Raw genomic sequence first — 26,671 nt, 5'->3', positions numbered from 1 at the left:
CAACCCTCTAGAAGTTGCGCGTTAAATATAGGCATACGGATACCAAAAACATATCACGATACACTTTCCTACGCTAGTTTAATCTAGATCAGGTTCAAAGGGTTTGAGGGTATACCTCATCTCAGTCACAAAACACCCCTAGTGCGAATATTAATTTTTAATTTTAACTATAATGTATGACTTTTAATTAGTTATGTCAAGGTGTATTCACGTTGAAATTAATATTTATAACCTAAATCGTACAACATAACATAAGGTTAAATAGAGCGCATTAGTTTAAAAATTTGGTGATATGGCTGTGTGTGTTTGGTAGTTAAAAATTGTTTCGTTCAACGTTTGTAATAATAAAAGTAAATATTTAAGGTCAATTACATATCACGATAAATGATATGTGGTGTTTAACTTATGATGAAGTTTTTCTGTTGTTCAAATACATCTTTGCTAGGATGTTGTATGTTTTGACGCATAGGTAAGATGTTATGAGTGACTAGTAACTGGGATTATGTGGATCATAGATCATATCTTCAGTCAAACATGCACGGTAAAAAACGACATGATATCAAAAAAAGGACTAATCCAATTTTACACAGATTAGTCCATTTATGTTAAAAAGCAATACTCATTTAGAAATCAAAAGCGTGTATTTTAATCTAGAGTATCTTGAATATTTTTTTTCGTTTCTTCAGTACTCTCTTCAGCAGATTCTTTTTTATCTTTTAATTTATCTTCAGCTTCTTTTGCTTTTTCAGCTGCTTTTTTATTTAATTCTTCTTTACTCATAGTTAAACACTCCTTCAATATTCAAATTACTTATATTTTCAATATACCACTTCATTTGAAAACTAAACCATAAAGATTTAACGGTATGTATTTCTTTGAATTTGAAATATTTGTTTAATTGATTATGTTTGGTGGAAACTTGACTGTACAACTATTTTCTATCATACTATAGACTTATTTATTGATTTATTAAAGACAAGAACTAAATGTTAATATATAATAACTTTGAGGTGAATGGTATGTCTTTTTTAAAGAAACACGCTGAGATATTATATAGTTATATAATAGGCATCGTTTCGCTCTTCACAGGTCTCATCATTTTAATAAATTTATCTATGATCCATGATTTAAAGGACAAAGGTAAAATTGAATTACATATTCATAATGTTTGGGATTTTATAAATGCATTTTTTGCAGAAATCATAAGAGTTATGAGTAATTATATAGGGAATTTCCCAGTTATAAGTGCAGTGTTAATTATTTTATTTGGTATTGCAGTTATCCTACTTGGATTCACTCTATTAAGAACAACAAGATACGATTATGATGTTTCAATCTTCTTCTTAGTTATAGGAATACTGTTCTTCATTATAACACTTATTTTAATGACACAAGTTTATAGTTTTTTTGCCATCATTTTTATCATCCCATTTGTGATTCATATTGGGTATATTGTATATAAAGATGAATTAAATCCAAATCATAGAAAATATCATTATTTATTAATTATTTTCAGTTATGGCATAAGCTATTTAATTACGCAAATCGTGTTATATGGAAGAATAGATAGTGACGAAATCATTCCAATTGATATTTTGAGTGTAAATTCATTCTTTTTATTGATGTGGCTATTAGGTCAAATGTCGATTTGGAACTTCTTGTTTTTAAGAAGGGCACTACCTTTAACAAAACAAGAATTAGGTGAAGAGGGACCTGAATTATCGAGAACAAGCAAAGGTACAGTTACAAACCAAACGAAAGAACATTTGAAAAGTTTACAAGATAAGACAACTGAGTTTACTCGAAAAACACGTAGAAGTGTTGATATTCAAAAATTAAGAGATAAAAAAGACAAATTTATCGAAAAATGGAAGAATATTATTGATATACAAGAGGATGATATACCAAATTGGATGAAAATACCAAAGTGGGTTAAATCAGCTTATGTAGAAATATTTTGTGGTGTTGTATTATTATTCTTTACAATCATAGAATTTAATAATAGAAACGCATTATTTGTTTCAGGTAATTGGGAAATTTCTCAAACACAATATGTGATTGAATGGATTACTTTATTATTATTGATGCTGATTATCATTGCTTATATATTAACGACATTAACAAACTACTTGAGAGATAAATTCTATTATCTGCAGTTATTTATGGTAAGTATATTATTTTTCAAATTGTTCACAGAATTTGTGAATATCATGGTTCATGGTCTTTTATTGTCTATTTTCATTACGCCTATATTGTTTGTGATGTTAATAGCAGTGATTGTATCATTCATTATTAAATTACGTGAACCTTCAAAAGATTAACAAGTAAATATATTTTTAAAAGAACTGGCCTTAGCTATATGCCAGTTCTTTTTTTGTTCATGATTGTAATGGCGCAAAGCACCTGATGATTTTAATGAAAAACGATACAATGTGTGAATTGAGAAAGCATTCAATTACATATAAATGATGTTACTATGATTATTGAGATGATAGAATAAGAAAGCATAAATTATAAAATTAGTAGAAAGGCTGACATATAATTATGAAAACTGCCACATTAAATAAAGGTAAAGAAACGAAATATCTAAATGGATACCCATTAATCGACGAAGATGATGTATTTGCGCATGACCATTTGAAAGAGGGCGATTTATTCTCATTAATCAATGATGAACAAAGCTATATTGCAACAGCATATGTCGGAAGACAACATAAAGGTCTTGGCTGGGTATTAAGTTATGACGAAAACGAAGTGATTAATACTCAATTCTTTGAGAGACTTTTTGAAATTGCTAAACAAGAAAGAGCATATTTTTATAACATTGAGGGTACCAATGCTTTTAGAATTTTTAATGGTGAAGGTGACGGTGTAGGTGGCCTGACAATTGATAACTATAACGGTCACTTTTTAATACAATGGTATTCTAAAGGTATTTATAAATATCGTTATCAAATTTTAAGTGCCTTAAAAAATACCTTTAAATATAATTCTTTATTTGAAAAAATGCGATTTAAAGATGCTCAGATAGCTGGTGGATTTGTTGATGGTGAGGCACCGGAATTTCCTATTGTAATCGAAGAAAATTTCACGTTTTATAATGTTGATTTAAATGATGGTCCTATGACAGGTATTTTCTTGGACCAAAAAGAAGTGCGTAAGAAATTACGAGACCACTTTGCCGAAGATAGATATTTGTTAAATGTGTTTAGTTATACTGGCGCTTTTTCAGTTATCTCAGCAGAAAAAGCCAAAGTGACGACTAGTGTTGATTTAGCTAATAGATCACGTACCTTAACAGAAGAAAATTTTGGTTTAAATGCAATTGATCCAAAAACACAATATATATTTGTAATGGATACCTTTGATTATTTTAATTACGCACGCCGTCATGATTTACTATATGACACAATTGTGATTGATCCACCTAGTTTTGCTAGAAATAAGAAAAAAACATTTTCAGTATTGAAAGATTACGATAAATTAATTTTAGGTGCTTTGGACGTACTTTCACCAGGTGGAACTTTATTATTGTGTACAAACAATAGTACATTTTCATTAAAAGCATTTAAGAAGATGATTAAAGACACTCTAAATAGTGCAGAAGTTGATTTTGAATTATCAGAAGTTATGGGATTACCAAAAGATTTTAAAACACATCCACATTACAAACCTTCAAAATATTTGAAAGCTATTTTTGTAAATATACAGTAATTTCTTTGAAATAGGGTAATCATTTTACAGTACTAGATTTTATCAAGGAGTGAATATCATGAGTTTTAAGAATAAAATAACTAATAACGTAACACAGAAAGTCGGAAATAAAGTTTTAAATATTGAAGATATAAAAAATAAAAGTACCATACCGACGACGAACATTGAATTGGATGAACGTCGTCAACGTGCCCAAGCTATAGTGAGAAAAAAATCAGTGTTATCTTCGAGTGTGAGTATTGTACCAATACCAGGTCTTGACTTTGGTGTAGATATCAAGCTAATGAGAGATATCATTGAAGATGTTAATAAAATTTATGGCTTAGATCACAAACAAGTTAATTCGATGAGAGAAGATGTAAAAGAACGTATTTTTACAGCAGCTGCAATACAAGGCAGTCAATTTGTCGGTAGAAAAGTATCTAATGCCATATTAAAAGTGGTTATCAGAGACGTTGCAAAACGTATGGCTGCAAAACAGACGAAATGGTTCCCACTTGTAGGTCAAGCCATCTCAGCTTCTATCAGCTATTACTTTATGAAAAAAATCGGCGATGACCATATTGAAAAATGTGAAAAGGTTGCTAAATCTTTAATGGAATAGTGGAGCGTTTTCATAAAAAGAAACAATATTCAATGAATATTGTCATATCATGGGTGCAACGAATTGAATTTATATGTATAATTTGGTAATGTTATTATATAAAACTATGCTAGGTTTTATAATAAACTAACGATTCTAACTATACGAAGGAGACATCATATTATGGAACAAAAATCATATGTAATTATTGACGAAACAGGTATTCATGCACGTCCAGCTACAATGCTTGTTCAAACTGCATCAAAGTTTGATTCAGATATTCAATTAGAATATAACGGTAAAAAAGTTAACTTGAAATCAATCATGGGTGTTATGAGCTTAGGCGTAGGTAAAGATGCTGAAATTACAATCTATGCTGACGGTAGTGATGAAACAGATGCAATGGAAGCGATTACTGATATCTTATCAAAAGAAGGATTAACTAAATAATATGACTAATTATATTAATGGCATTGCTGCTTCAGATGGCGTAGCAATTGCTAAAGCATATTTATTAGTTGAACCTGATCTTTCATACGATAGTGAAAAGATTCAAGATGTCGACGCAGAAATTGCTAAGTTTCAAAATGCTATTGAAACATCTAAAGTTGAATTAACAAAAATCAGAAATAATGCCGAAAAAAATCTCGGCGCTGATAAAGCTGCTATTTTTGATGCACATTTATTAGTCTTGGATGATCCAGAGTTAATTCAACCGATTGAAGACAAAATTAAAAATGAACAAGTTAACGCACCAACTGCGCTTTCTGATGTGACTGGACAATTCATTACTATTTTTGAAGCAATGGATAATGAATACATGAAAGAGCGTGCTGCAGATATTCGCGATGTGTCGAAACGAGTTTTAGCACATATATTAGGTGTGGAGTTACCTAATCCTAGTATGATTGATGAAAGCGTTGTTATTATAGGTAATGATTTAACGCCTTCAGATACTGCTCAATTAAACAAGGAATTTGTACAAGGTTTTGTTACAAATATTGGAGGCAGAACTTCTCACTCAGCAATTATGAGTCGCTCACTTGAAATTGCTGCAGTAGTAGGTACGAAATCAATAACGGAAGAAGTTAAACAAGGTGACATGATTATTGTTGATGGTTTGACTGGTGAAGTGATAATTGATCCTACAGAAGACGAAGTCATTGCATACCAAAACAAACGCGAACGTTTCTTTGAAGATAAGAAAGAGCTTCAAAAATTACGCGATGAAGAAACAACAACTATTGACGGTGTTCATGCTGAACTTGCTGCTAATATCGGTACACCAAATGATTTAAAAGGTGTAATTGAAAATGGTGCTGAAGGTGTCGGATTATATCGTACTGAATTTTTATATATGGGTAGAGACGAAATGCCAACTGAAGACGAACAGTTTGAAGCTTATAAAAAAGTGCTTGAAACAATGGAAGATAAACGTGTTGTTGTTCGTACTTTAGATATAGGTGGAGATAAGGAACTACCATATTTAAATTTACCAGAAGAAATGAACCCGTTCTTAGGCTATCGTGCAATTCGTTTATGTCTAGATCAACCTGAGATTTTCAGACCACAATTGCGTGCCTTATTACGTGCGTCAGTTTATGGGAAATTAAATATTATGTTCCCAATGGTAGCGACAATCAAAGAATTCCGTGATGCTAAAGCATTATTATTAGAAGAAAAAGAAAATTTAACAAGTGAAGGTATTGAAGTATCTGATGATATAGAAGTTGGTATCATGGTAGAAATACCTTCAACAGCTGCATTAGCAGATGTTTTTGCTAAAGAAGTAGATTTCTTCAGTATTGGAACGAATGATTTAATTCAATATACAATGGCTGCAGATCGTATGTCAGAGCGAGTGTCATACTTGTATCAACCATACAATCCAGCAATTTTACGTTTAGTGCAACAAGTGATTAATGCTTCTCATAATGAAGGCAAATGGACTGGAATGTGTGGAGAAATGGCCGGAGATGAAACTGCTATTCCATTACTATTAGGTTTAGGATTAGATGAATTCTCTATGAGTGCTACATCAATTCTTAAAGCACGCCGTCAAATTAAAGGGTTAAGTAAAAATGAAATGGAAGAATTGGCACAAAAAGCAATTAACTGTGCTACTTCTGAAGAAGTACAAGACTTAGTAAGTAATTATACGAAATAAAAAAGATTGGGACACAAATCCCAGAAAAATAGCACTCAGATGATTTAAATCAATTCATCTGAGTGCTTCTTTTTATTCAATGCTTCGTTTTGTTGGCTCGCTTTCTTAGGGGACAGCTTCAGCCTATAGTCTTCAGCTTGTCCTATTCCCACAAGAGTCTCGCCGAAATACGTCGCATCCATATGTGATTTTACATTCAAATACTTAAAAAATTAGGTCATCATGTATAATCTAATAAACACTATTGAACTATATTAACGAGGTGCCTCATGTATAAAGATTATAATGTGACTCAACTTACACTACCAATGGAACTTCAATTCTTATTCCCACAAATGATATGTCATGACATGTTAATGAAATTGTTGAAATGATTTTTAATGAAAAAGGCAATTTCTATATGATCCAATAGATATTGTCTTTTTCACTTGTTCAAGAACTTTATGTCCTAGACGCTTTTTATAGTTATATTGAAATTTATTTGAATGGTATGGAAATGTATGCGAAGTTGAGTAGTTTTGGAGAATTCACAACTCACTAAATTGTTTATTACAGTTGAAATTAGGTTATGGTTAGTTAACCCGTTTAAAATGATGCATTAGCCTTATTTCAGTTGATTTAGTTAATGTGTTTGTATTTGAGAGGTTTAATGTGTTGTTTCAATATTTAAGGTTTGGTTAATTTTTTCCATATCAACTTGGTACATCGGTTCACCATTCAATAATATAAAAGGTGTTGCAAAAGCATCATAATCAATCATTTCATTTCGATATTGCTGATTAGCGATGTTTTTTTCTATATATTTAAAGCCTTTATCAGTTAAATAGTTTTTAATAAAGGTACAAGGAGGGCAGTCATTCTGTGTGTAAATGATGATATCAGTCATTCAACATCAATCCTTTCTACAAAGTCGTTTTCTATAATAGTAAGTGACTTTTAATTAAAATTCAAGTTATAAAATTGCATGTAATTGGTCATTAATTTGTCACTTAATTCTGAGTTTAACTAATTTTAAAACATAGCCATTGGGTTTATAATGAATGGACGTTGTGATTTTTGTCACAAATAAATTAAAAAGGTGATATTATGGATTCAGTTGAATTAGCTCGTTTTCTAACTGCAATGACACTCGCAGTGCATATCATATTTGCAACAATTGGTGTAGGTGTCCCATTGATGTTTGCAGTTGCTGAGTTTTTAGGGATTAAAAAGAATGATCCTCATTATATAACATTAGCCAAAAGATGGTCTAAAGGTTATACAATTACTGTGGCAGTTGGGGTTGTAACAGGTACGATTATAGGATTACAACTGTCATTATTATGGCCAACGTTTATGCAAATGGGCGGCCATGTGATTGCATTACCGTTGTTTATGGAAACATTTGCGTTTTTCTTTGAAGCAATTTTCTTAAGTATATATTTATACACTTGGGATAGATTTAAGAGTAAATGGACACATTTCTTAATTAGTATACCAGTGATTATTGGAGGTTCTTTCTCTGCCTTCTTTATTACGGCTGTCAATTCATTTATGAATACACCAGCTGGTTTTGATATTAAGAATGGTAAAATGATAAATGTTGAACCTTGGGTAGCAATGTTTAACGATTCATTTTTAATAAGATCTTTTCACGTTGTAACGACTGCTTTTATGACGATGGCTTTTGTACTAGCTGCCATTGCTGCTTTCAAGTTAGTGAAAAATAAGTTTAAAAAAGATGCAGAATATCATAAAAAAGCATTGAAATTAACAATGATTCTTGGCATTATCTTTACTTTAGGTTCAATGTTAGCAGGAGATTTATCTGCAAAATTTTTACATCAAGAACAACCAGAAAAATTAGCTGCGTATGAGTGGCATTTTGATACGGAATCCAATGCCGATTTAGTACTTTTTGGTTCTTTAAATGAAGAGACACAAGAAGTAACTGGAGCAATTAAAATTCCGAGTCTACTTAGTTTCTTGGCTGACAACAATGTCAATACTAAAGTGAAAGGGTTGGATGAATTTCCAAAAGAATTGCATCCTCCAATGATAGTACATTATTACTTTGACTTAATGGTGTCAATGGGTGTCTTCTGTTTAATTGTTTCAGCTGCATTTGTACTAACATTATGCTTTAAAAAATTACGGAAATTCACTTATTCAAAACCAATGCTATACGGTGCTTTATTAACAGGACCTGCAGCGATGTTAGCGATAGAGTTTGGTTGGTTCTTAACGGAACAAGGGCGTCAACCTTGGATTGTACGTGGATATCTAAAAGTGGCTGAAGCGGCTACTCAAGCAGGTGGCTTAACACTCGTAACAATATTATTTGGTATATTATATTTAATATTAATTGTTACCTCTTCTTATGTATTAATAAGAATGTTTAAGGATAAACCAGCATATGAAGAATTTGAAGTAACTTCATCGGAAAGAGGTGATGCATGATGGTATTTGCATATATAGGTATCACGGTACTATGGATATTCTTATTTTGTTATATTATTGTTGCATCAATTGATTTTGGTGCTGGTTTCTTTACGCTACACGCTAAAATAACAAAACAAGATAAAAAAATTAATCACTTGATTGCACGTTACCTTAATCCAGTTTGGGAAGTGACGAATGTTTTCTTCGTATTCTTTTTCGTAGGAATGGTTGGTTTTTTCCCAGATACAGCTAAATATTTCGGTACAGTATTGCTTTTACCAGCATCTATTGCGTTGATATTGTTGTCCATTAGAGGTGGCTTTTATGCCTTTGAAAACTATGGACCAGATACAAAACTACCGTGGCTTGTACTATATGGTTTAGCAGGTTTATTCATACCTGCAGCCTTAGCCACTACTTTAACGATTTCTGAAGGTGGTTATATTACTGGCTCAAGTAACCATTTAGATTTAAATTGGTTTGAATTATTGTTAAGTCCATATTCATGGTCAGTAGTATTTCTTGCAATTATATCCGTACTTTATATTTCGTCTGGATTTTTAACTTATTATGCTTCTAAAGCAAATGATAAACCTGCTTATGGTTTATTAAGATACTGGTTCTTATTTTGGGGACCGCCAATGATTGCTATTTCATTATTTGTATTTCTATCATTAAGATTGCAAAATGAGACGCATTTCTATACAGCAGTATTTGATTATTGGTGGATGTTTGTACTCAGCTTACTATGTTTTGCTGGTGCAATGTTACTCACATTGATGAAAAAGTGGCACGGTTTTGCATTTATCTTAGTAATTTTACAAATGGCTTTTGCGTTCTTCGGCTACGGTGCAAGTAAATTACCATATATTTTATATCCATATATTCGCATAGATGAACATGTTGTTAATAGTGGTATGGCTATTGCTTTAATCATCGCGTTTATTTTAGGTTTACTTTTATTAATTCCATCGCTAATATTATTATTGAGATTATTTGTTTTTGATAAAAAATATGTTGAAGGTAAAAAGTAGACAAATATACTTAAATACAGTAGTAATGTTTATTGTTTAAACTACTAATATTTGATATATTTCAATTATCTTATTTTTGGAGGACGCATATGGATAAAGAATATGTGGTTATAGGTTTAGGTCGTTTTGGTGGTAGTATTGTTAGAGAATTAAATGCCTTAGATATGGATGTCATGGCGATTGATATGGATGAAGCACGTGTGAATGAATATAGTGATATTGCCACACATGCTGTAATTGCTGACACAACTGATGAAGCAGTGATGAAAAGTTTAGGCATTAGAAATTTTGATCACGTTATTGTTGCAATAGGCGAAAATATTCAATCTAGTACGTTAACGACTTTAATTTTAAAAGAGTTGGGCGTTAAGAAAGTAACGGCTAAGGCTCAAAATGATTATCATGCTAAAATTTTAAATAAAATTGGTGCAGATACTGTTGTTCATCCTGAAAGAGATATGGGCAGAAGAATTGCACATAATGTAGCTAGTGCTAGTGTTTTAGATTATTTAGAATTAGCAGATGAACATTCAATAGTAGAAATTAAAGTTAGTGAAAAGATGGCAGGCCAAACAATAATAGAATTAGATATTAGAGCTCAATATGGTATAAGTATTATCGCTATTAAAAGAGGCAGAGATATTATCGTATCTCCAGATCCAAACATAAATATTGAAATTGGAGATATTTTAATTATGATTGGTCATGACAATGACTTAAACCGATTTGAAAAAAAGGTAGTTAGATAAATAATAATATATAAATTAAAGAAGGGGTAGGGACAAATCAATGGTGCCCAAACCCTTCTTTTTTAATTATTAACTGATTTTGTTAACTGGTGATCGCGATGTGAATTATGTATGTGAGATACTGTAGAGGTATACTATATCCTCATCCACAGGCAAAACAATACGTTCAAAATAGCAAGTATTTTAATATAAAAAGCACTCATCCATAGCAAATGGATGAGTGCTTTATTTTGAAAAGTTGATTATATTTTTGGTTATGATTACGATTCTGATGATTGATCCGATTGATTATCATCTTTTTTTGGTTTCTGAGTTGTGTTTTTATTATCTTTATTGTTAGAACCTTTTGTGTTTTTGTTTTGAGATTTAGTATTGTGTTTTTTAGTACTGTCTTTTTTAGTACTGTCTTTTTTTTGATTTGGTTTATTTTGTGGTTTTTTATTTTGAGAAGGTGCATCACCTTCATTTACTTTCATTATCACTGGTAAAATCATTGGCTTACGTGCTGTTTTCTCAAATAAATATGGTTGTAGCGTTTCAATGATTGATGATTTAATTTGATGCCATTGTATTTCTGGATTTTGGTTCAGTTTAGAAATAACATCTGTTTTGATTTTTCTTTGGGCATCATAAATTAATTGACCAGATTCACGCATGTAAACAAAACCACGAGAAATAATGTCAGGGCCTGAAAGTAGTTTGTTTGTTTTAAAGTCTATACTAACGACGACGATGACTAAACCTTCTTCAGACAATAATTTTCTATCTCGAATAACTACATTTCCGATATCTCCAATACCGCTACCATCGACTAGCACATTGCCAGATGGTATTCTTCCAGCTTTTCTAGCTGAATTATGAGTTAAAGCTAAGACGTCACCGATATCAAAGATAAACACGTTGTCTGGTTCTACGCCACATTCAATTCCTGATTGACCGTGTGCTTTTAACATACGATATTCGCCATGAATAGGCAGGAAGAATTTTGGACGTAGTAAGCGTAACATCAATTGTTGATCGCCTTTAGATCCGTGTCCAGATGTGTGAATGTTTGAAACCTTATTGTGTATTACTTCAGCACCAGCGCGATATAATGAATTTATGGTGCGGTTGATACTTTTAGTATTACCTGGAATAGGGGAAGAACTAAATACTACAGTATCTTCTGGAATGATTTTTATTTGTTTGTGTGTACCGTTAGCAATTCTTGATAAAGCTGCCATTGGTTCACCTTGTGAACCTGTACATAAAATGAGTAACTCATGTTTAGGAACACTATTAATTTTGTTTGGTTCTATAAAAGTTTCAGGTGGTGCTTTTATATAACCGAGTTCCATACCAATTTTAATATTGTTTTCCATTGAACGACCAAAAGTTACAATTTTACGGTTGTGTTTAATTGCAGCTTCGACTGCTTGCTGAACACGATAGATATTAGAAGCAAAAGTTGCAAAGATAATTCTACCACTACAATTACGGAATATCTTTTCAACATTTTGACCCACTTCACGTTCACTTAATGTAAAATCAGGAACTAGTGAGTTAGTAGAGTCTGAAAGTAAACAAAGTACACCTTCTTCTCCGAGTTTCGCCATTTTCGCTATATTTGCTGGTTCACCAACTGGCGTAAAATCAAATTTGAAATCTCCAGTGTGAACAATATTACCTTCTGGTGTATTAACAATAACACCATATGATTCTGGTATACTATGTGTTGTTAAATAGAAAGAAACTTCGAAATGTTTAGATTTGATAACGGAACTTTCTTCAATTTCAATAAGTTTTGTTGTTCTTAACAAGTGATGTTCTTCCAACTTATTTCTGATTAAACCTAAAGCTAATGGTCCACCATATATAGGCACGTTTATTTGTTTTAATAGGTAGGGCACACCACCTATATGGTCTTCGTGGCCGTGTGTTATAAACAGACCAACTATTTTGTCTTGGTTCTGTTCTAAATAAGTAATGTCAGGAATCACGTAATCAATACCTAATAAGTTATCATCAGGGAATTTGATACCTGCATCTATAATTACGATTTCATCCTGATATTCTACGGCATAAGTGTTTTTTCCGATTTCACCTAAGCCACCAAGGGCATAAACCGCAACTTCATTTTTATGAATTTGTTTCATTACTCAGCTTGCTCCACATTAAAGTGATCGGATTGTTTTTCATATTCTAAATGTGCGCCCTCAAGTTTAGTAATAAACTCGATATTGTAATTACGGTCTTTCAAATATCTTCTTACTTGTTCTTCTGATTGAGCTTCAACATAAATAGTTTGTGTGTGTTCTCTAACAACTACTTCTTCTTTGTTATGTTGAAAAAATACTTTAAATACTGCCATTATATCTATTTCCTCCTAAATTTTGGTTAAATTATTTATATAAACCCTGAAATGTATATTATTTTGTGAGCTTCTTAATTTTAAATAAAATGATATTTACTAAAAGTGTATTGAAACTACGTTTTATATAAAGAGAACATACGAGCATTTGCCCAGTATGTTTCTAGGGTCATTTTAAATTCGTTCGTATAGAAAAATACAAATAGAAAGCATTTGTATGTTTTCAGTTATTTCTCATTTTACATGATGTAGTAGAATAAATAAAGCAGTTTTATTTTCTGCTTATACTTAATATGTAGAAAAAAGTGATTCACTATATATAAGGTATTTAACTTAGTAAATTTAAACAAATCATTTTGAAATATTAAATGAATTATCAAATAGCTTGAGTCGATAATAAAAATTAATTATGATTAAAAGGAAATATAATAATTAATAATATAAAGTGAAAAAGTAATAGAGATGAAATGAAGGTGGTTGCTATGGATAAAGTGGAGCGTATTGTTGAAGATATTAAAAATGAAAAACAACGAACTGATAAGGTCTTTCAAGATATCACATTTGAAATACGTGCGGAACAAGTTATCATGTTTTTCAATTACAATGAAATCATTGATACTGTGAATGAAGATCAAAATTATGTAAAGCACAATCATGATCCGGTATTTATTGATATTCAAGAATTAAATGCTTTGAAGAAAGAATTACAAGAATTGAACATCATGTACCATGAAAGAAGAGACGATTTTATGTAAAAAGAACTGTTAGTAAACGTGTGCAATTGCCACATCTACTAACAGTTCTTTTTTTATACTTCTACTGCATCTTCATGAGGTTGCAGTGGATGTTCTGAATCTATGTGATCATAAAACATGATGCCATTAATATGGTCTATTTCATGTTGAACTACAACAGCTGGATAACCTTTTAAACGTAATTTAACATCATTACCATCTATATCTTTCGCTTTAACTGTAACTCTATATTTACGGTGTACTAGTCCTGGTACATTTTCGTCTACACTTAAGCAACCCTCACCAGTAGGTAGATAGGCTTCTTGAATGCTATGACTCATAATTTTAGGATTTACTAACATCAAGTCATAACTTTTACCTTCTCCATCATCTGGTAAATAGACGGCAATCATTTTTTTAGAAATATTGATTTGTGGCGCTGCAAGTCCAACGCCAGAACGAAGACCATATTTATTAGCAGTTTCTTCATCTTGACTATTTATTAAAAATGCTCTCATAGATTTTAATGTCTCTCTATCTTCATCTGATAATGGGACTTCGACATCTTTAGCTTTTTCACGTAGTGTTGGATGTCCATCTCTAATTATATCTTTCATTGTTAACATTTGTTCATACACCTTCCTTAATATAAAATATACCAAAGATTACCAAATAAAATACAGTAATAAATTTGATTTATTAAAATTTATTATATAATATAGCACACGAAAAAGGAGGATTTCTCAAAATGAAATTTAAATATGGTATTGGTGCCATACTAGCTTCCACAGTACTTATAGCTGGATGTACAACTGATAAAGGTGAAATAAAAGATTATAATGAAAAAATACAACAAGCATTCGATGAAGAAAAGCCTGTTTCATCAGTAGGCAAAAAACTTAATGAACTAGAGCAAAAGAAACAAAAGCTAGTGAAAAAAATCAATGGGAAAGACCAACAAGAAGCCAAACAAACTTCTGAAAAAATTGTAGATAATGTTGAAGAAAGACAAAAAGAATTTAAAAAAGAAGAAAATGCGTTAGATAATTCAGAAAAAGAATTTAAAAAAGCACAAAAACATTTAGATAATATTAGTGATGAAGATAAGAAAAAAGAAGTGAAAGAATTAAATGATGCTTTAAAAGATAAATATAAAGCACATGATAACTATGCAAATGCATACAAGAATATTATGAACAAAGAAAAAGATTTATTTGAATATGGAACTCGTGATCAAGCTAACCAAGAAGAAATGAATAAAAAGACAGAAGCTGTATCCAAATCATATAAAACTATGGACAAATCTTTTAATAAATACAAAGATGCAATGGAAAAAGTAAATAAAGAAAAACAAGATGTAGATAATTTAAACTAACTTAAAATGCTATTAATTTGAAATTTAAGGTAAATAACTATAGCATATTAAATGAGGACGCTTACATTCTTTTGGGAGTGGACACTTTGAACCTTGTAAAAAAGATAGTACAGCATGTTTGAAAATAGTGATACAGTTTTAAAACTGTACCTATTTACTGTATTACAGAACTTTTCATATTTGTTTAACAGTGAAACAGTTTTGTGATACAATGTTAAAGGATAAAATGAATTTCTATTATACGGGAAAGGTATGGTGAATTGAATGGCTCCGAAATTGAAAGCCCAATTCGATGCAGAGAAAGTATTGAAAGATACTGAATCTCAATTTGAAATGATCCAAATTTTGGATGAAGACGGTAATATCGTTAATAAAGATCTAGTACCTGATTTATCAGACGAGCAATTAGTAGAATTAATGGAAAGAATGGTTTGGACACGTATTCTTGATCAACGTTCTATTTCACTAAATAGACAAGGGAGATTAGGATTCTATGCACCTACTGCTGGTCAAGAAGCTTCACAATTAGCTTCTCAATATGCATTAGAACAAGAAGACTTTATTCTTCCTGGTTATCGTGATGTTCCACAATTAATTTGGCAAGGTCTGCCATTAACTGAAGCATTTTTATTCTCTAGAGGTCACTTTAAAGGAAATAGAATGCCTGAAGGTGTTAATGCACTAAGCCCACAAATTATTATCGGCGCACAATACGTACAAACAGCTGGTGTTGCACTTGGACTTAAAAAACGTGGGAAACAAGCTGTAGCAATCACATATACTGGTGATGGTGGTTCTTCACAAGGTGATTTCTATGAAGGTATTAACTTCGCTTCAGCTTACAAGGCGCCAGCAATTTTTGTAATTCAAAATAATAACTATGCGATTTCTACACCACGTAGTAAACAAACAGCTGCTGAAACTTTAGCTCAAAAAGCTATCTCAGTAGGTATTCCTGGTATACAAGTAGATGGAATGGATGCACTTGCAGTATATCAAGCGACTAAAGAAGCGCGTGATCGTGCTGTAAACGGTGAAGGTCCAACACTTATTGAAACAATCACTTATCGTTACGGTCCACATACAATGGCTGGAGACGATCCAACGAAATACAGAACTTCAGACGAAGATTCTGAATGGGAGAAAAAAGATCCATTAGTTCGTTTCAGAAAACATCTTGAAAATAAAGGTCTATGGACTGAAGAGAAAGAAAACGAAGTAATCGATCGTGCGAAAGCTGAAATTAAAACTGCTATTAAAGAAGCGGATAATACAGAAAAACAAAAAGTTACAGACTTAATGGAAAATATGTATGAAGAAATGCCTCAACATTTAGCAGAACAATATGAAATCTATAAAGAGAAGGAGTCGAAGTAACCGATGGCACAAATGACAATGGTTCAAGCGATTAATAATGCGCTTAAAACCGAATTACAAAATGATGAAAATGTCTTACTTTTCGGTGAAGACGTCGGTGTTAACGGTGGTGTATTCCGTGTAACTGAAGGATTACAAAAAGAATTCGGTGAAGACCGAGTATTTGATACACCTTTAGCAGAATCTGGAATTGGTGGCTTAGCTCTAGGCTTAACTACACAAGGTTACCGTCCAGTTATGGAAATCCAATTCTTAGGATTCGTATTTGAAGTATTTGACTCTGTTGCAGGTCAAATTGCGCGTACACGTTTCCGTTCTGGTAACTCAAAACAAGCACCAGTAACTATCCGCGCCCCATTTGGTGGTGGTGTACACACACCTGAATTACACGCAGATAATTTAGAAGGTATCTTAGCTCAATCACCAGGATTGAATGTAGTCATCCCATCTAGTCCTTATGATGCAAAAGGATTATTAATTTCTGCAATTAGAAGTAACGACCCAGTTGTATATTTAGAGCACATGAAATTGTATCGTTCTTTCCGTGAAGAAGTGCCTGATGAAGAGTATACAATTGAAATCGGCAAAGCGAGTGTCAAACAAGAAGGTAATGATATTACATTAATCGCTTATGGTGCCATGGTACAAGAATCATTAAAAGCTGCTGAAGAATTAGAAAAAGATGGTCATTCAGTGGAAGTTATTGATTTACGTACGGTACAACCAATCGACTTAGAAACGTTAGTTGCTTCAGTAGAAAAAACTGGACGTGCAGTCGTAGTTCAAGAAGCACAACGTCAAGCTGGTGTTGGAGCTACAGTTGCTTCAGAATTAGCAGAGCGCGCAATTCTGTCATTAGAAGCACCAATTGCTCGTGTAGCTGCTGCTGATACCGTTTATCCGTTTACTCAAGCTGAAAATGTTTGGTTACCAAACAAAAACGATATCGTTGAAAAAGCAAAAGCAACATTAGAATTCTAATAAATATTAATAAGTTTGGGATAGCTTTTAAAATGTTATCCCAACTTCATTGATTAATAATAAAACAGCATGAGATTGCGAATCATAAGTTTCGTTCTCATTTTCTAATTTTTGACTAAATATGAATTTTTAGGAGGATAATAACGTGGCATTTGAATTTAAATTACCCGATATTGGTGAAGGTATCCACGAAGGTGAAATTGTAAAATGGTTTGTTAAAGCTGGAGATACTATCGAAGAAGATGATGTTTTAGCTGAAGTCCAAAATGACAAATCTGTAGTAGAAATTCCATCACCTGTGTCAGGTACAGTGGAAGAAGTACTTGTAGATGAAGGTACAGTTGCTGTTGTCGGAGATACAATTGTTAAAATTGACGCGCCTGATGCAGAAGATATGGAATTTAAAGGTAGCGATAGCAGTGAATCTACAGATGAAGCTGAAGCAGAACCTGCTAAAGAAGAAAGTTCTGAAGCAGCGGCAACTACACAATCATCAGCTGATGAAGATGTAGATGAAAATAAACGTGTTAAAGCTATGCCTTCAGTGCGTAAATATGCACGTGAAAATGGCGTGAACATTAAAGCAGTTGTAGCTTCAGGTAAAAATGGACGTACAACTAAAGAAGATATTGATGCATACTTAAATGGAGATACAAGTGCAGCTTCAACTGAAAGTGCAAGTGAAACTGCAGAAGAAACTTCTGCGAGCACAGCACAATCAGCGCCAGTTTCTAGTGAAGGTGAATTCCCAGAAACAACAGAAAAAATCCCTGCTATGCGTAAAGCAATCGCAAAAGCAATGGTTAATTCTAAACACACTGCACCTCACGTAACTTTAATGGATGAAATTGATGTTCAAGAATTATGGGATCATCGTAAAAAATTCAAAGAAGTTGCGGCTGAGCAAGGTACTAAATTAACATTCCTACCTTATGTAGTGAAAGCTCTTGTTTCTGCACTTAAGAAATATCCAGCACTAAACACAGAATTTAATGAAGAAGCTGGAGAAATTGTACACAAACATTATTGGAATATTGGTATTGCAGCTGATACAGACAGAGGTTTATTAGTACCTGTTGTCAAACATGCTGACCGTAAATCTATGTTCCAAATTTCAGATGAAATTAATGAATTAGCTGTAAAAGCACGCGATGGCAAATTAACTTCAGATGAAATGAAAGGTGCTACTTGTACTATTAGTAATATTGGATCAGCAGGTGGACAATGGTTCACACCAGTTATAAATCACCCAGAAGTAGCTATCTTAGGTATTGGTCGTATCGCTCAAAAACCTATCGTTAAAGACGGAGAAATTGTAGCTGCACCAGTATTATCATTATCATTAAGCTTTGACCATAGACAAATCGATGGTGCTACTGGACAAAATGCAATGAACCATATCAAGCGTTTATTAAATAATCCAGAATTATTATTAATGGAGGGGTAAAACATGGTAGTTGGAGATTTCCCAATTGAAACAGATACTATTGTAATCGGAGCAGGACCTGGAGGATATGTTGCAGCAATTCGTGCAGCACAATTAGGTCAAAAAGTAACAATCGTTGAAAAAGGCGAATTAGGCGGTGTATGTCTTAACGTTGGATGTATTCCATCAAAAGCATTATTACACGCATCTCACCGTTATGATGAAACTAAAAACTCTGAAAATTTAGGTGTTATTGCTGAAAGTGTTTCACTTAAATTTGACAAAGTTCAAGAATTCAAACAATCAGTTGTTAAGAAATTAACAGGTGGTGTTGAAGGATTATTAAAAGGAAATAAAGTAGAAATCGTTAAAGGTGAAGCTTATTTCGTAGATAACAATAGTTTACGTGTTATGGACGAGAAGAGTGCTCAAACTTATAACTTCAAACATGCAATCATTGCAACTGGTTCAAGACCAATTGAAATTCCTAATTTCGAATTCGGTAACCGTGTTATTGATTCAACTGGTGCTTTAAATTTACAAGAAGTTCCTGGTAAATTAGTAGTAGTTGGTGGCGGTTATATCGGTTCAGAACTAGGTACTGCATTTGCAAACTTTGGTTCAGAAGTTACGATTTTAGAAGGTGCTAAAGATATCTTAGGCGGCTTCGAAAAACAAATGACACAACCTGTTAAAAAAGGCATGAAAGAAAAAGGCGTTGAAATTGTTACTGAAGCAATGGCTAAATCTGCTGAAGAAACAGATAACGGTGTTAAAGTAACTTATGAAGTTAAAGGTGAAGAACAAACGATTGATGCTGATTATGTATTAGTTACTGTTGGTCGTCGTCCAAACACTGATGAATTGGGCTTAGAAGAATTAGGTCTTAAATTCGCAGATCGTGGATTATTAGAAGTAGACAAACAAAGCCGTACTTCTATCGACAACATTTTTGCAATTGGTGATATCGTTCCTGGGCTACCATTAGCTCATAAAGCGAGCTATGAAGCAAAAGTAGCTGCTGAGGTTATTTCTGGAGAAGCATCAGAAGTGGATTACATTGGTATGCCTGCTGTATGTTTCACAGAACCAGAACTAGCACAAGTAGGTTACACTGAAGCGCAAGCGAAAGAAGAAGGATTAGAAGTTACAGCTTCTAAATTCCCTTACGCAGCAAACGGTCGTGCATTATCATTAGATGACACAACTGGTTTCGTTAAATTGTTAACACTTAAAGAAGATAATACACTAGTTGGTGCACAAGTAGTTGGTACTGGTGCTTCTGACATTATCTCTGAATTAGGCTTAGCAATAGAAGCTGGTATGAATGCTGAAGATTTAGCATTAACTGTACATGCTCACCCAACATTAGGTGAAATGTCTATGGAAGCTGCTGAAAAAGCTTTAGGATTACCAATTCATACAATGTAATAAATTAATAAGTATAAATAGTTACACTTTAGATGTTTTATCTTAAATGGTTATGGAAGTAATGAACGATATTACTGTTCTAGTGTTTTCAAATCATTGTATAAATGTTTAAAGCTTACAACAAATATATAGGGGCGGGAATAAGGAATCAATTTATTATATTTTGATTTCTGTCCCGCTCTTTTTTTACATCTTTTAAAATTTTGGTAACTATTTGTTAATTAAAGGGAGGATAAGTATATGGAATATTCATATCCGATTGATCTTGAATGGACAAATGAAGAAATGATGCAAGTGGTTGCTTTTTTTAATGCTATTGAAAAATACTATGAATCAAAAGTTGAAGGTAAAGTACTGTTAGAACGTTACAATCAATTTAAAAAAATAGTTCCAGGTAAAGCTCAAGAAAAGCAAATATTTAAAGAATTTGAAAAACAAAGCGGCTACAATAGTTACAAAGTAGTAAAATCAGTCAAAGATGCGTCAAATCAAAAATATTTTAGTTCAAAACAAATTTAACTATTGTCATCTTAGCTATATTTTGATATTTTTATTAAGCACTAAACAAAATGTTTGATAAAAGTAAACAAAATATAGTTTTTTTGTATAAATAATGCTCACGTTTTGGTTAACTATTGTTCCTTTAATGTGCAAAATAAGAAATTATAAAATAAGGTGACAGAATGAAGATTGGAAAAAAATTAAAGAATCTTAGAAATATTAAGCAACTCACTCAAGGTGAGCTGGCAGAGCGTACAAATTTATCTAAAGGATATGTTTCTCAAATTGAAAGTGAACATGCCTCGCCAAGCATGGAAACTTTTTTTAATATTTTAGAAGTATTAGGTACTACCCCTCGTGAATTTTTTTACGATTCAGCAAATACTAAGGTGTTATATAAGAAAAATGAACAAATTCATTATGATGAATCTGATAAAGGATATTTACTAAACTGGCCAATCACACAATCGAATAACTTTGAAATGGAACCATTAATACTTACTTTAAAACCTAATGCGTCATATAAAAGTTTTGATCCATCAGATTCCGATACATTTATATATTGTCTACAAGGTGAAGTTTCGCTTTTATTAGGAAGTGATTATTATCACGCTGAAGAAGGGGATGCGTTATATTTTAAAGCAAACCAAATACATAGATTAAAGAACCTTACGTCACAGGATGTGAAAGTTCTGGTTGTTGCTACAGCATCATATTTATAGGAGGACAATACATGAACCCTTTATTGACATTCCAATCAGTAAGTAAAGCTTATGATGGAACACAAATATTAGATAATATAGATTTGAATATTGAGTCTGGACATTTTTACACATTATTAGGCCCTTCTGGTTGTGGGAAAACTACAATTCTGAAATTGATTGCAGGCTTTGAACAAGTTGATCATGGACAAATCGTTTATCAAGGAAAATCGATTAATCAAGTTCCTGCTAATAAGAGAAAAGTAAATACTGTTTTTCAAGATTATGCTTTATTTCCGCATTTGACTGTATTTGATAATATCGCATTTGGATTAAAAATAAAAAAATTAAATAAGGAAGTAATTAAAGCTAAAGTGCAAGAAGCTTTGAAATTAGTGAAATTAACTGGTTTTGAAAATAGAATGATAGATGGCATGAGTGGTGGACAAAAGCAACGAATTGCGATTGCGCGTGCTATCGTAAATGAACCTGAGATTTTACTTTTAGATGAATCATTATCGGCATTAGATTTAAAATTAAGAACTGAAATGCAATATGAATTAAGAGAGATTCAATCTAGATTAGGTATTACTTTTATTTTTGTGACTCATGATCAAGAAGAAGCATTGGCACTGAGTGATTATATATTTGTTATGAAAGATGGGAAAATACAACAATTTGGTACACCCACTGATATTTATGATGAACCAGTAAATCGTTTTGTTGCTGATTTTATTGGAGAATCTAATATTTTGAAAGGTACAATGGTCAAAGATTATGTTGTTAATATTTACGACCAAGCATTTAAGTGTGTCGATATGGGAATTCCTAGTCAACAACAAGTTGAAGTCGTAATCAGACCAGAAGACATTGCGTTAGTAACCCCTAATGAAGGATTATTTGAAGTGACTGTTGATTCCATGTTATTTAGAGGTGTACACTATGAAATCAATTGTGTAGATAGAAAAGGTTATGAGTGGATGGTGCATTCTACAAAGAAAACTGAAGTAGGTAGCAAAGTAGGTTTGTTTTTTGAACCAGAAGCGATTCATATTATGGTGCCGGGCGAAACCGAAGCAGAGTTTGATGAACGTATTAATAGCTATGAGGTTAATGATAATGCGTAAAATAAACAGATTTTTATTTATACCATATATCTTATGGATGGTTTTATTTATCGTTGTGCCAGTCATTTTGCTAATTTATTTCTCAATGATTGATATACATGGTCATTTTAGTTTAGATAATTATAAACAAATGCTGACACCAAAGTATTTTTTGATGATATGGGACTCTATATTGTACGCTGTGTTAATTACGATGACTACGTTGCTTATTAGTTATCCAGCAGCATACTTTATTCGTACAGCAAAATATCAGAATTTATGGTTATTGGTATTAATTATACCCACTTGGATTAATTTACTTCTAAAGACCTATGCATTTATTGGCTTGTTCAGTCATGATGGTATTATCAACCGAATATTATATAGTTTGCATTTACCTAAAGCGGAACTTTTATTTACAGGTCCTGCCTTTATAATTGTAGCCAGTTATATTTATATACCATTTATGATTTTACCAATTTTTAATAATATGAAGGACATACCAAATAATTTATTACAAGCCTCAAGTGATTTAGGCGCTAGTAGACTAATGACATTTAAAAAAGTAATTATGCCTTTGACTAAACGTGGCGTATTAACAGGGGTGCAAGTTACATTTATTCCTGCGCTTTCTTTGTTTATGATCACAAGGTTAATTGCTGGTAATAAAGTCATTAATATTGGAACGGCGATTGAGGAACAATTTCTTGTAATTCAAAACTATGGGATGGGTTCAACTATTGCGTTGTTTCTCATTCTCTTCATGGCTTTTGTCCTAATCATTACAAATAAAAAATCTACAAATGGAAAAGGGTGAATCATATGAAATGGTATGGCAAACTATATATCGGTATATTAATTGCAGTGTTGTATATCCCTATACTGTTTTTAATGTTTTATTCATTTAATTCAGCAGGTAATATGATTCACTTTGAGCATTTTACATTAGCGCACTATCTATCCTTATTTAACAATGACAGATTATTAGCAGTTATTTTTAATACGATTGCGGTGGCATTATTAGCTGCTGCAATTGCAACGGTAATTGGAACAATGGGGGCCATTGCTTTATATCATTTAAGAAACAAAAAATTAAAAATTTCGTTACTCACTTTAAATAATGTGCTAATGGTTTCTTCCGATGTAGTTATTGGTGCATCATTTTTGATTATGTTTACGGCAATAGGTCATTTTACAGGTTTAGGGCTTGGTTTTATCACTGTATTAATTTTACATATTGCTTTTTGCATTCCAATTGTAGTGATTATTGTGTTACCTAAGTTATATGAAATGAATGAGCATACTTTAGATGCTGCTAGAGATTTAGGTGCCAGTGAATTACAAGTTTTAAATAAAGTGATGTTACCCCATTTGTTTCCTGCAATACTTGGCGGTTTTTTTATGGCACTAACCTATTCTTTGGATGATTTTACAGTTAGTTTTTTCGTTACAGGAAATGGATTTAGTGTATTATCAGTAGAAGTTTATGCTATGGCTAGAAAAGGTATAAGTATGGAAATTAACGCGATATCGACAATACTTTTTATAACGATCATAATAGGTATTCTTGGTTATTATTTGATACAAAAACTTATCAAACGAAATAAAGCATTGAAGCAGGTGACACAATAATGAAACGATTTTTACAATTAATCGTGCTTTCAATTTTCGTTGGACTACTATGTTTATTGGTAAGCCAAAAACTCACTGAAAAAGAGCATTCTGCTTCAGGTGAAAAAATTTATGTGTATAACTGGGGAGAATATATTGATCCGAGTTTAGTAAAAAAATTTCAAAAAGAAACTGGTATTGAAGTTGTGTACGAAACATTCGATTCAAACGAAGCTATGGAGGCAAAAATACGTAATGGTGGTACAAATTATGATGTTGCTTTTCCAAGTGAATATACGATAGAAAAAATGAAAAAGGAAGGTTTGTTATTACCTTTAAATCATGAGAAAATACCAAATATGAAAAATTTAGATAAAGATTATATGAACATGTCATTTGATAGGAAAAATCATTATTCAGTGCCATACTTTTTTGGTACAGTAGGTATTTTATATAATAAAAATGTATATTCACAAGATAACTTTGATTCGTGGGAAAGTTTATATAATCAAAAATATCAAAATGATATTTTATTAGTAGACGGAGCAAGAGAAGTTATGGGTTTAAGTTTAAACAAATTAGGCTACAGTTTAAATGATAAGCAATCAAAACATTTAGCAGAAGTTGAACAAGATTTAAAACAATTAAGCCCTAATATTAAAGGTGTTGTCGGTGATGAAATAACTATGATGCTTGAACAACACGAAGCTAATATTGCGGTTGTGTGGAGTGGTATAGCAGCGCCAATTGTGCAAAATAATAGTGATTTTGATTACGTCGTTCCAAAAGAAGGATCAAACTTATGGTTTGATAACATGGTAATTCCAAAGACAGCTCAAAATAAAGCAGGCGCACATAAGTTTATCAATTTTATGTTAGATGCACAGAATAGTAAACAAAATACGGAGTGGGTAGCTTATGCAACACCTAATAAGGCTGCAAGAGCACAATTACCAAAAGACATCAAAGATGATGAACGTTTTTATCCTTCAAAGCGTACACAAGCACGTTTAGAAGTCTATAAAGATTTAGGTAAAGATACACTTAGTGAATATAATGAACGCTTTTTAAATTTTAAAATGTCGCTAAATTAAAGCGTAGTATAGTAGTTATTTTATCGTTTATTCGATATAATAGTTTGATAAGTAGTATAAGGAGTTGTATAGAAATGTCAGGAGAACAATATACTCAAGTTAGGCGTCCAGTGAGTCGACTAGCAGAAAAGGTATTGGGTTGGTTGAGCTGGATATTCTTACTATTACTAACAATCATCACAATGTTTATTGCATTAGTTTCTTTTAGTAGTGAAAGTTCTATTCAAAATTTAGAAACGTCGTTAAATGGTAATGATTTTATTCAGCAAATATTGGCGAATAATGGATTAAATACGATTCAATTTGTTATTTGGTTACAAAATGGTATATGGGCAGTTATTGTATATTTCATTGTTTGTTTATTAATATCATTTTTAGCGTTAATTTCAATGAATATTAGAATATTATCTGGATTTTTATTTTTAATAGCTACCATCGTCACTTTACCTTTAGTTCTATTATTTGTACCACTCATTATACCGATTCTATTTTTAATAGTTGCAATTATGATGTTTGCACGCAAAGATAAAGTAGAAATGATACCAGCTTATTATTCTGGTGGTTATCAAGGTAGTTATAATGACTATGGTCAAGAAAGAGAAGCAGAACCAAAATCTGAGCCAAAACCTGAACCGAGACCTGAGCCAAAATCTGAACCAAACCCTCAATATAATGTACAACAAGATACTTCTGACTTAGAACAACCATCAAACCAAGAACAACAATTAAGAAGAGGTGGGTACAGTTCCGAAATTGCAGACAAAGTAAATTCGGATATTAATTCAAAAGAGGAAGAACCTCAAGTATTATCTCGACAGGCTAAATACAATTATAAATCAAGAAAGCAGCCAAATGATTTTGATGAAAATCTTCAAAATGAACAAGAGGACTCAAATATCGATAGTGAAGAATCTGAAATAGAAGCTAGACAAAGACAAGAAGCTTTTGAAAAAGAACAACAACTTCAACAAGAAGCTTATGAAGAACAACAGCGAATCAAGCAAGAAAAGGCTGAGGAAACTGCTAGATTGAAGCAAGAAAAAGCCGAAGAAAAAGCTAGAATTAAGCAAGAAAAGAAAGCACGTAAACAGCGTGAAAAAGAAAAACGTAAACAACAACCAAGTGCAGTTAGTCAGCGAAGAATGAACTTTGAAGAACGAAAGAAAATCACAAGTCAAACTGCTGAATCATCAGAGATTGATGAAGAAAAAAGTCAATCAAGTAAAACTAAACAAAATGAAGCAGTAGATTCAGATAAAGAAAAATAAAGATTTTATTTTCTCTATCCTATACGCAAAATAAGAGGGCCAATCCTT

General features: G+C 32.1%; 26 protein-coding genes and 1 riboswitch. Of the genes, 21 read left to right on the top strand and 5 right to left on the bottom strand.

Annotated features, from left to right (window positions below; genetic code table 11):
• Nucleotides 1–48: 48 nt before the first annotated feature.
• Nucleotides 49–150, bottom strand: a riboswitch (TPP riboswitch).
• Between the two features lie 495 nt (nt 151–645).
• A complete protein-coding gene (graF, locus tag FYJ81_RS12985) occupies nt 646–780 on the bottom strand; it encodes a glycopeptide resistance-associated protein GraF (protein ID WP_019467642.1) in 135 nt (44 codons plus the stop codon).
• Nucleotides 781–1,019: 239 nt separating this feature from the next.
• Between graF and auxA the strand changes: the two genes are divergently transcribed.
• The 5 genes from auxA to ptsP all read left to right on the top strand — a co-directional run bounded on the left by auxA (nt 1,020) and on the right by ptsP (nt 6,464).
• Nucleotides 1,020–2,321, top strand: coding sequence for a lipoteichoic acid stability factor AuxA (auxA, locus tag FYJ81_RS03745; RefSeq protein WP_107524124.1), 1,302 nt, complete (start codon nt 1,020–1,022; stop codon nt 2,319–2,321).
• A 223-nt stretch (nt 2,322–2,544) separates the two neighbouring features.
• Complete coding sequence (locus FYJ81_RS03740; protein WP_107384423.1) at nt 2,545–3,714, top strand: class I SAM-dependent rRNA methyltransferase; 1,170 nt, start codon at nt 2,545–2,547, stop codon at nt 3,712–3,714.
• Between the two features lie 58 nt (nt 3,715–3,772).
• Nucleotides 3,773–4,318: a DUF697 domain-containing protein gene (locus tag FYJ81_RS03735; protein WP_107384422.1), complete on the top strand. Its 546-nt coding sequence runs from the start codon at nt 3,773–3,775 to the stop codon at nt 4,316–4,318.
• A gap of 162 nt (nt 4,319–4,480) precedes the next feature.
• Nucleotides 4,481–4,747 carry a phosphocarrier protein HPr gene (locus FYJ81_RS03730; protein ID WP_019467646.1) on the top strand — a complete coding sequence of 89 codons (267 nt, stop codon included), beginning with the start codon at nt 4,481–4,483 and terminating at the stop codon, nt 4,745–4,747.
• A gap of 1 nt (nt 4,748) precedes the next feature.
• Entirely contained in the window at nt 4,749–6,464 is a 1,716-nt protein-coding gene (gene ptsP, locus FYJ81_RS03725; protein WP_107384421.1) for a phosphoenolpyruvate--protein phosphotransferase, read from the top strand.
• Nucleotides 6,465–7,110: 646 nt separating this feature from the next.
• On the opposite strand, the gene FYJ81_RS03720 is transcribed toward ptsP, so the two are convergent.
• The gene (locus FYJ81_RS03720; RefSeq protein WP_107384420.1) at nt 7,111–7,350 is read right to left on the bottom strand and encodes a glutaredoxin family protein; all 240 of its coding nucleotides are present in this window, start codon (nt 7,348–7,350) and stop codon (nt 7,111–7,113) included.
• A 200-nt stretch (nt 7,351–7,550) separates the two neighbouring features.
• Between FYJ81_RS03720 and FYJ81_RS03715 the strand changes: the two genes are divergently transcribed.
• From FYJ81_RS03715 to FYJ81_RS03705, 3 genes are all read left to right on the top strand, one after another.
• Nucleotides 7,551–8,903, top strand: a complete 1,353-nt coding sequence (locus FYJ81_RS03715; RefSeq protein WP_019467856.1) for a cytochrome ubiquinol oxidase subunit I — start codon at nt 7,551–7,553, stop codon at nt 8,901–8,903.
• The gene (locus FYJ81_RS03710) at nt 8,903–9,919 is read left to right on the top strand and encodes a cytochrome d ubiquinol oxidase subunit II (protein WP_107384425.1); all 1,017 of its coding nucleotides are present in this window, start codon (nt 8,903–8,905) and stop codon (nt 9,917–9,919) included. Before FYJ81_RS03715 ends, FYJ81_RS03710 begins: the two co-directional genes overlap by 1 nt.
• A gap of 89 nt (nt 9,920–10,008) precedes the next feature.
• Nucleotides 10,009–10,668 (top strand): potassium channel family protein, encoded by a 660-nt coding sequence (locus tag FYJ81_RS03705; protein WP_019467854.1) that lies wholly within the window; start codon nt 10,009–10,011, stop codon nt 10,666–10,668.
• Nucleotides 10,669–10,928: 260 nt separating this feature from the next.
• Here the strand turns inward: FYJ81_RS03705 and rnjA are convergent, their stop codons facing one another.
• Together rnjA and FYJ81_RS03695 are read right to left on the bottom strand one after the other, a co-directional pair.
• A complete protein-coding gene (rnjA, locus tag FYJ81_RS03700) occupies nt 10,929–12,803 on the bottom strand; it encodes a ribonuclease J1 (RefSeq protein WP_154409319.1) in 1,875 nt (624 codons plus the stop codon).
• Nucleotides 12,803–13,018 carry a DNA-dependent RNA polymerase subunit epsilon gene (locus FYJ81_RS03695; protein WP_019467852.1) on the bottom strand — a complete coding sequence of 72 codons (216 nt, stop codon included), beginning with the start codon at nt 13,016–13,018 and terminating at the stop codon, nt 12,803–12,805. The genes rnjA and FYJ81_RS03695 overlap by 1 nt, the downstream gene beginning before the upstream one ends.
• Before the next feature lie 482 nt (nt 13,019–13,500).
• On the opposite strand from FYJ81_RS03695, the gene FYJ81_RS03690 reads away from it, so the two are divergent.
• Nucleotides 13,501–13,773, top strand: a complete 273-nt coding sequence (locus FYJ81_RS03690; protein ID WP_107384418.1) for a hypothetical protein — start codon at nt 13,501–13,503, stop codon at nt 13,771–13,773.
• A 53-nt stretch (nt 13,774–13,826) separates the two neighbouring features.
• Here FYJ81_RS03690 and def read toward each other — a convergent pair whose 3' ends face one another.
• Nucleotides 13,827–14,378, bottom strand: a complete 552-nt coding sequence (gene def, locus FYJ81_RS03685) for a peptide deformylase (RefSeq protein ID WP_107384417.1) — start codon at nt 14,376–14,378, stop codon at nt 13,827–13,829.
• Between the two features lie 122 nt (nt 14,379–14,500).
• Here def and FYJ81_RS03680 point away from each other — a divergent pair, with 122 nt between their 5' ends.
• The 12 genes from FYJ81_RS03680 (at nt 14,501) to auxB (ending at nt 26,623) form a co-directional block, all read left to right on the top strand.
• Complete coding sequence (locus FYJ81_RS03680) at nt 14,501–15,127, top strand: YkyA family protein (protein WP_107386106.1); 627 nt, start codon at nt 14,501–14,503, stop codon at nt 15,125–15,127.
• 264 nt (nt 15,128–15,391) lie between these two features.
• Nucleotides 15,392–16,504 (top strand): pyruvate dehydrogenase (acetyl-transferring) E1 component subunit alpha, encoded by a 1,113-nt coding sequence (gene pdhA, locus FYJ81_RS03675; protein WP_019467848.1) that lies wholly within the window; start codon nt 15,392–15,394, stop codon nt 16,502–16,504.
• 3 nt (nt 16,505–16,507) lie between these two features.
• On the top strand, nt 16,508–17,485 hold the full coding sequence (locus tag FYJ81_RS03670) for an alpha-ketoacid dehydrogenase subunit beta (protein ID WP_107384415.1): 978 nt from the start codon (nt 16,508–16,510) through the stop codon (nt 17,483–17,485).
• Nucleotides 17,486–17,630: 145 nt separating this feature from the next.
• A complete protein-coding gene (locus FYJ81_RS03665) occupies nt 17,631–18,932 on the top strand; it encodes a dihydrolipoamide acetyltransferase family protein (RefSeq protein WP_192942991.1) in 1,302 nt (433 codons plus the stop codon).
• A gap of 3 nt (nt 18,933–18,935) precedes the next feature.
• Nucleotides 18,936–20,342 (top strand): dihydrolipoyl dehydrogenase, encoded by a 1,407-nt coding sequence (gene lpdA, locus FYJ81_RS03660; RefSeq protein WP_019467845.1) that lies wholly within the window; start codon nt 18,936–18,938, stop codon nt 20,340–20,342.
• A gap of 240 nt (nt 20,343–20,582) precedes the next feature.
• Nucleotides 20,583–20,861 (top strand): UPF0223 family protein, encoded by a 279-nt coding sequence (locus tag FYJ81_RS03655; protein WP_019467844.1) that lies wholly within the window; start codon nt 20,583–20,585, stop codon nt 20,859–20,861.
• Nucleotides 20,862–21,025: 164 nt separating this feature from the next.
• A complete protein-coding gene (locus FYJ81_RS03650) occupies nt 21,026–21,565 on the top strand; it encodes a helix-turn-helix domain-containing protein (RefSeq protein ID WP_107384413.1) in 540 nt (179 codons plus the stop codon).
• Nucleotides 21,566–21,576: 11 nt separating this feature from the next.
• Nucleotides 21,577–22,671 carry an ABC transporter ATP-binding protein gene (locus FYJ81_RS03645; protein ID WP_107523662.1) on the top strand — a complete coding sequence of 365 codons (1,095 nt, stop codon included), beginning with the start codon at nt 21,577–21,579 and terminating at the stop codon, nt 22,669–22,671.
• A complete protein-coding gene (locus tag FYJ81_RS03640; protein ID WP_107384411.1) occupies nt 22,664–23,467 on the top strand; it encodes an ABC transporter permease in 804 nt (267 codons plus the stop codon). Before FYJ81_RS03645 ends, FYJ81_RS03640 begins: the two co-directional genes overlap by 8 nt.
• Nucleotides 23,468–23,472: 5 nt before the next feature.
• On the top strand, nt 23,473–24,282 hold the full coding sequence (locus FYJ81_RS03635; RefSeq protein ID WP_154409318.1) for an ABC transporter permease: 810 nt from the start codon (nt 23,473–23,475) through the stop codon (nt 24,280–24,282).
• Nucleotides 24,282–25,355 carry an ABC transporter substrate-binding protein gene (locus FYJ81_RS03630; RefSeq protein ID WP_107384409.1) on the top strand — a complete coding sequence of 358 codons (1,074 nt, stop codon included), beginning with the start codon at nt 24,282–24,284 and terminating at the stop codon, nt 25,353–25,355. The genes FYJ81_RS03635 and FYJ81_RS03630 overlap by 1 nt, the downstream gene beginning before the upstream one ends.
• A gap of 74 nt (nt 25,356–25,429) precedes the next feature.
• The gene (gene auxB / locus FYJ81_RS03625) at nt 25,430–26,623 is read left to right on the top strand and encodes a lipoteichoic acid stability factor AuxB (RefSeq protein ID WP_107384408.1); all 1,194 of its coding nucleotides are present in this window, start codon (nt 25,430–25,432) and stop codon (nt 26,621–26,623) included.
• Nucleotides 26,624–26,671: the final 48 nt, after the last annotated feature.

Source organism: Staphylococcus sp. McC-251-APC-3A2 (genome assembly GCF_009695665.1).
GTDB classification, from domain to species: Bacteria; Bacillota; Bacilli; order Staphylococcales; family Staphylococcaceae; genus Staphylococcus; species Staphylococcus cohnii.
The sequence above is the reverse complement of the archived record's forward strand: the minus strand, read 5'-3'. Positions and strand labels throughout refer to the sequence as shown.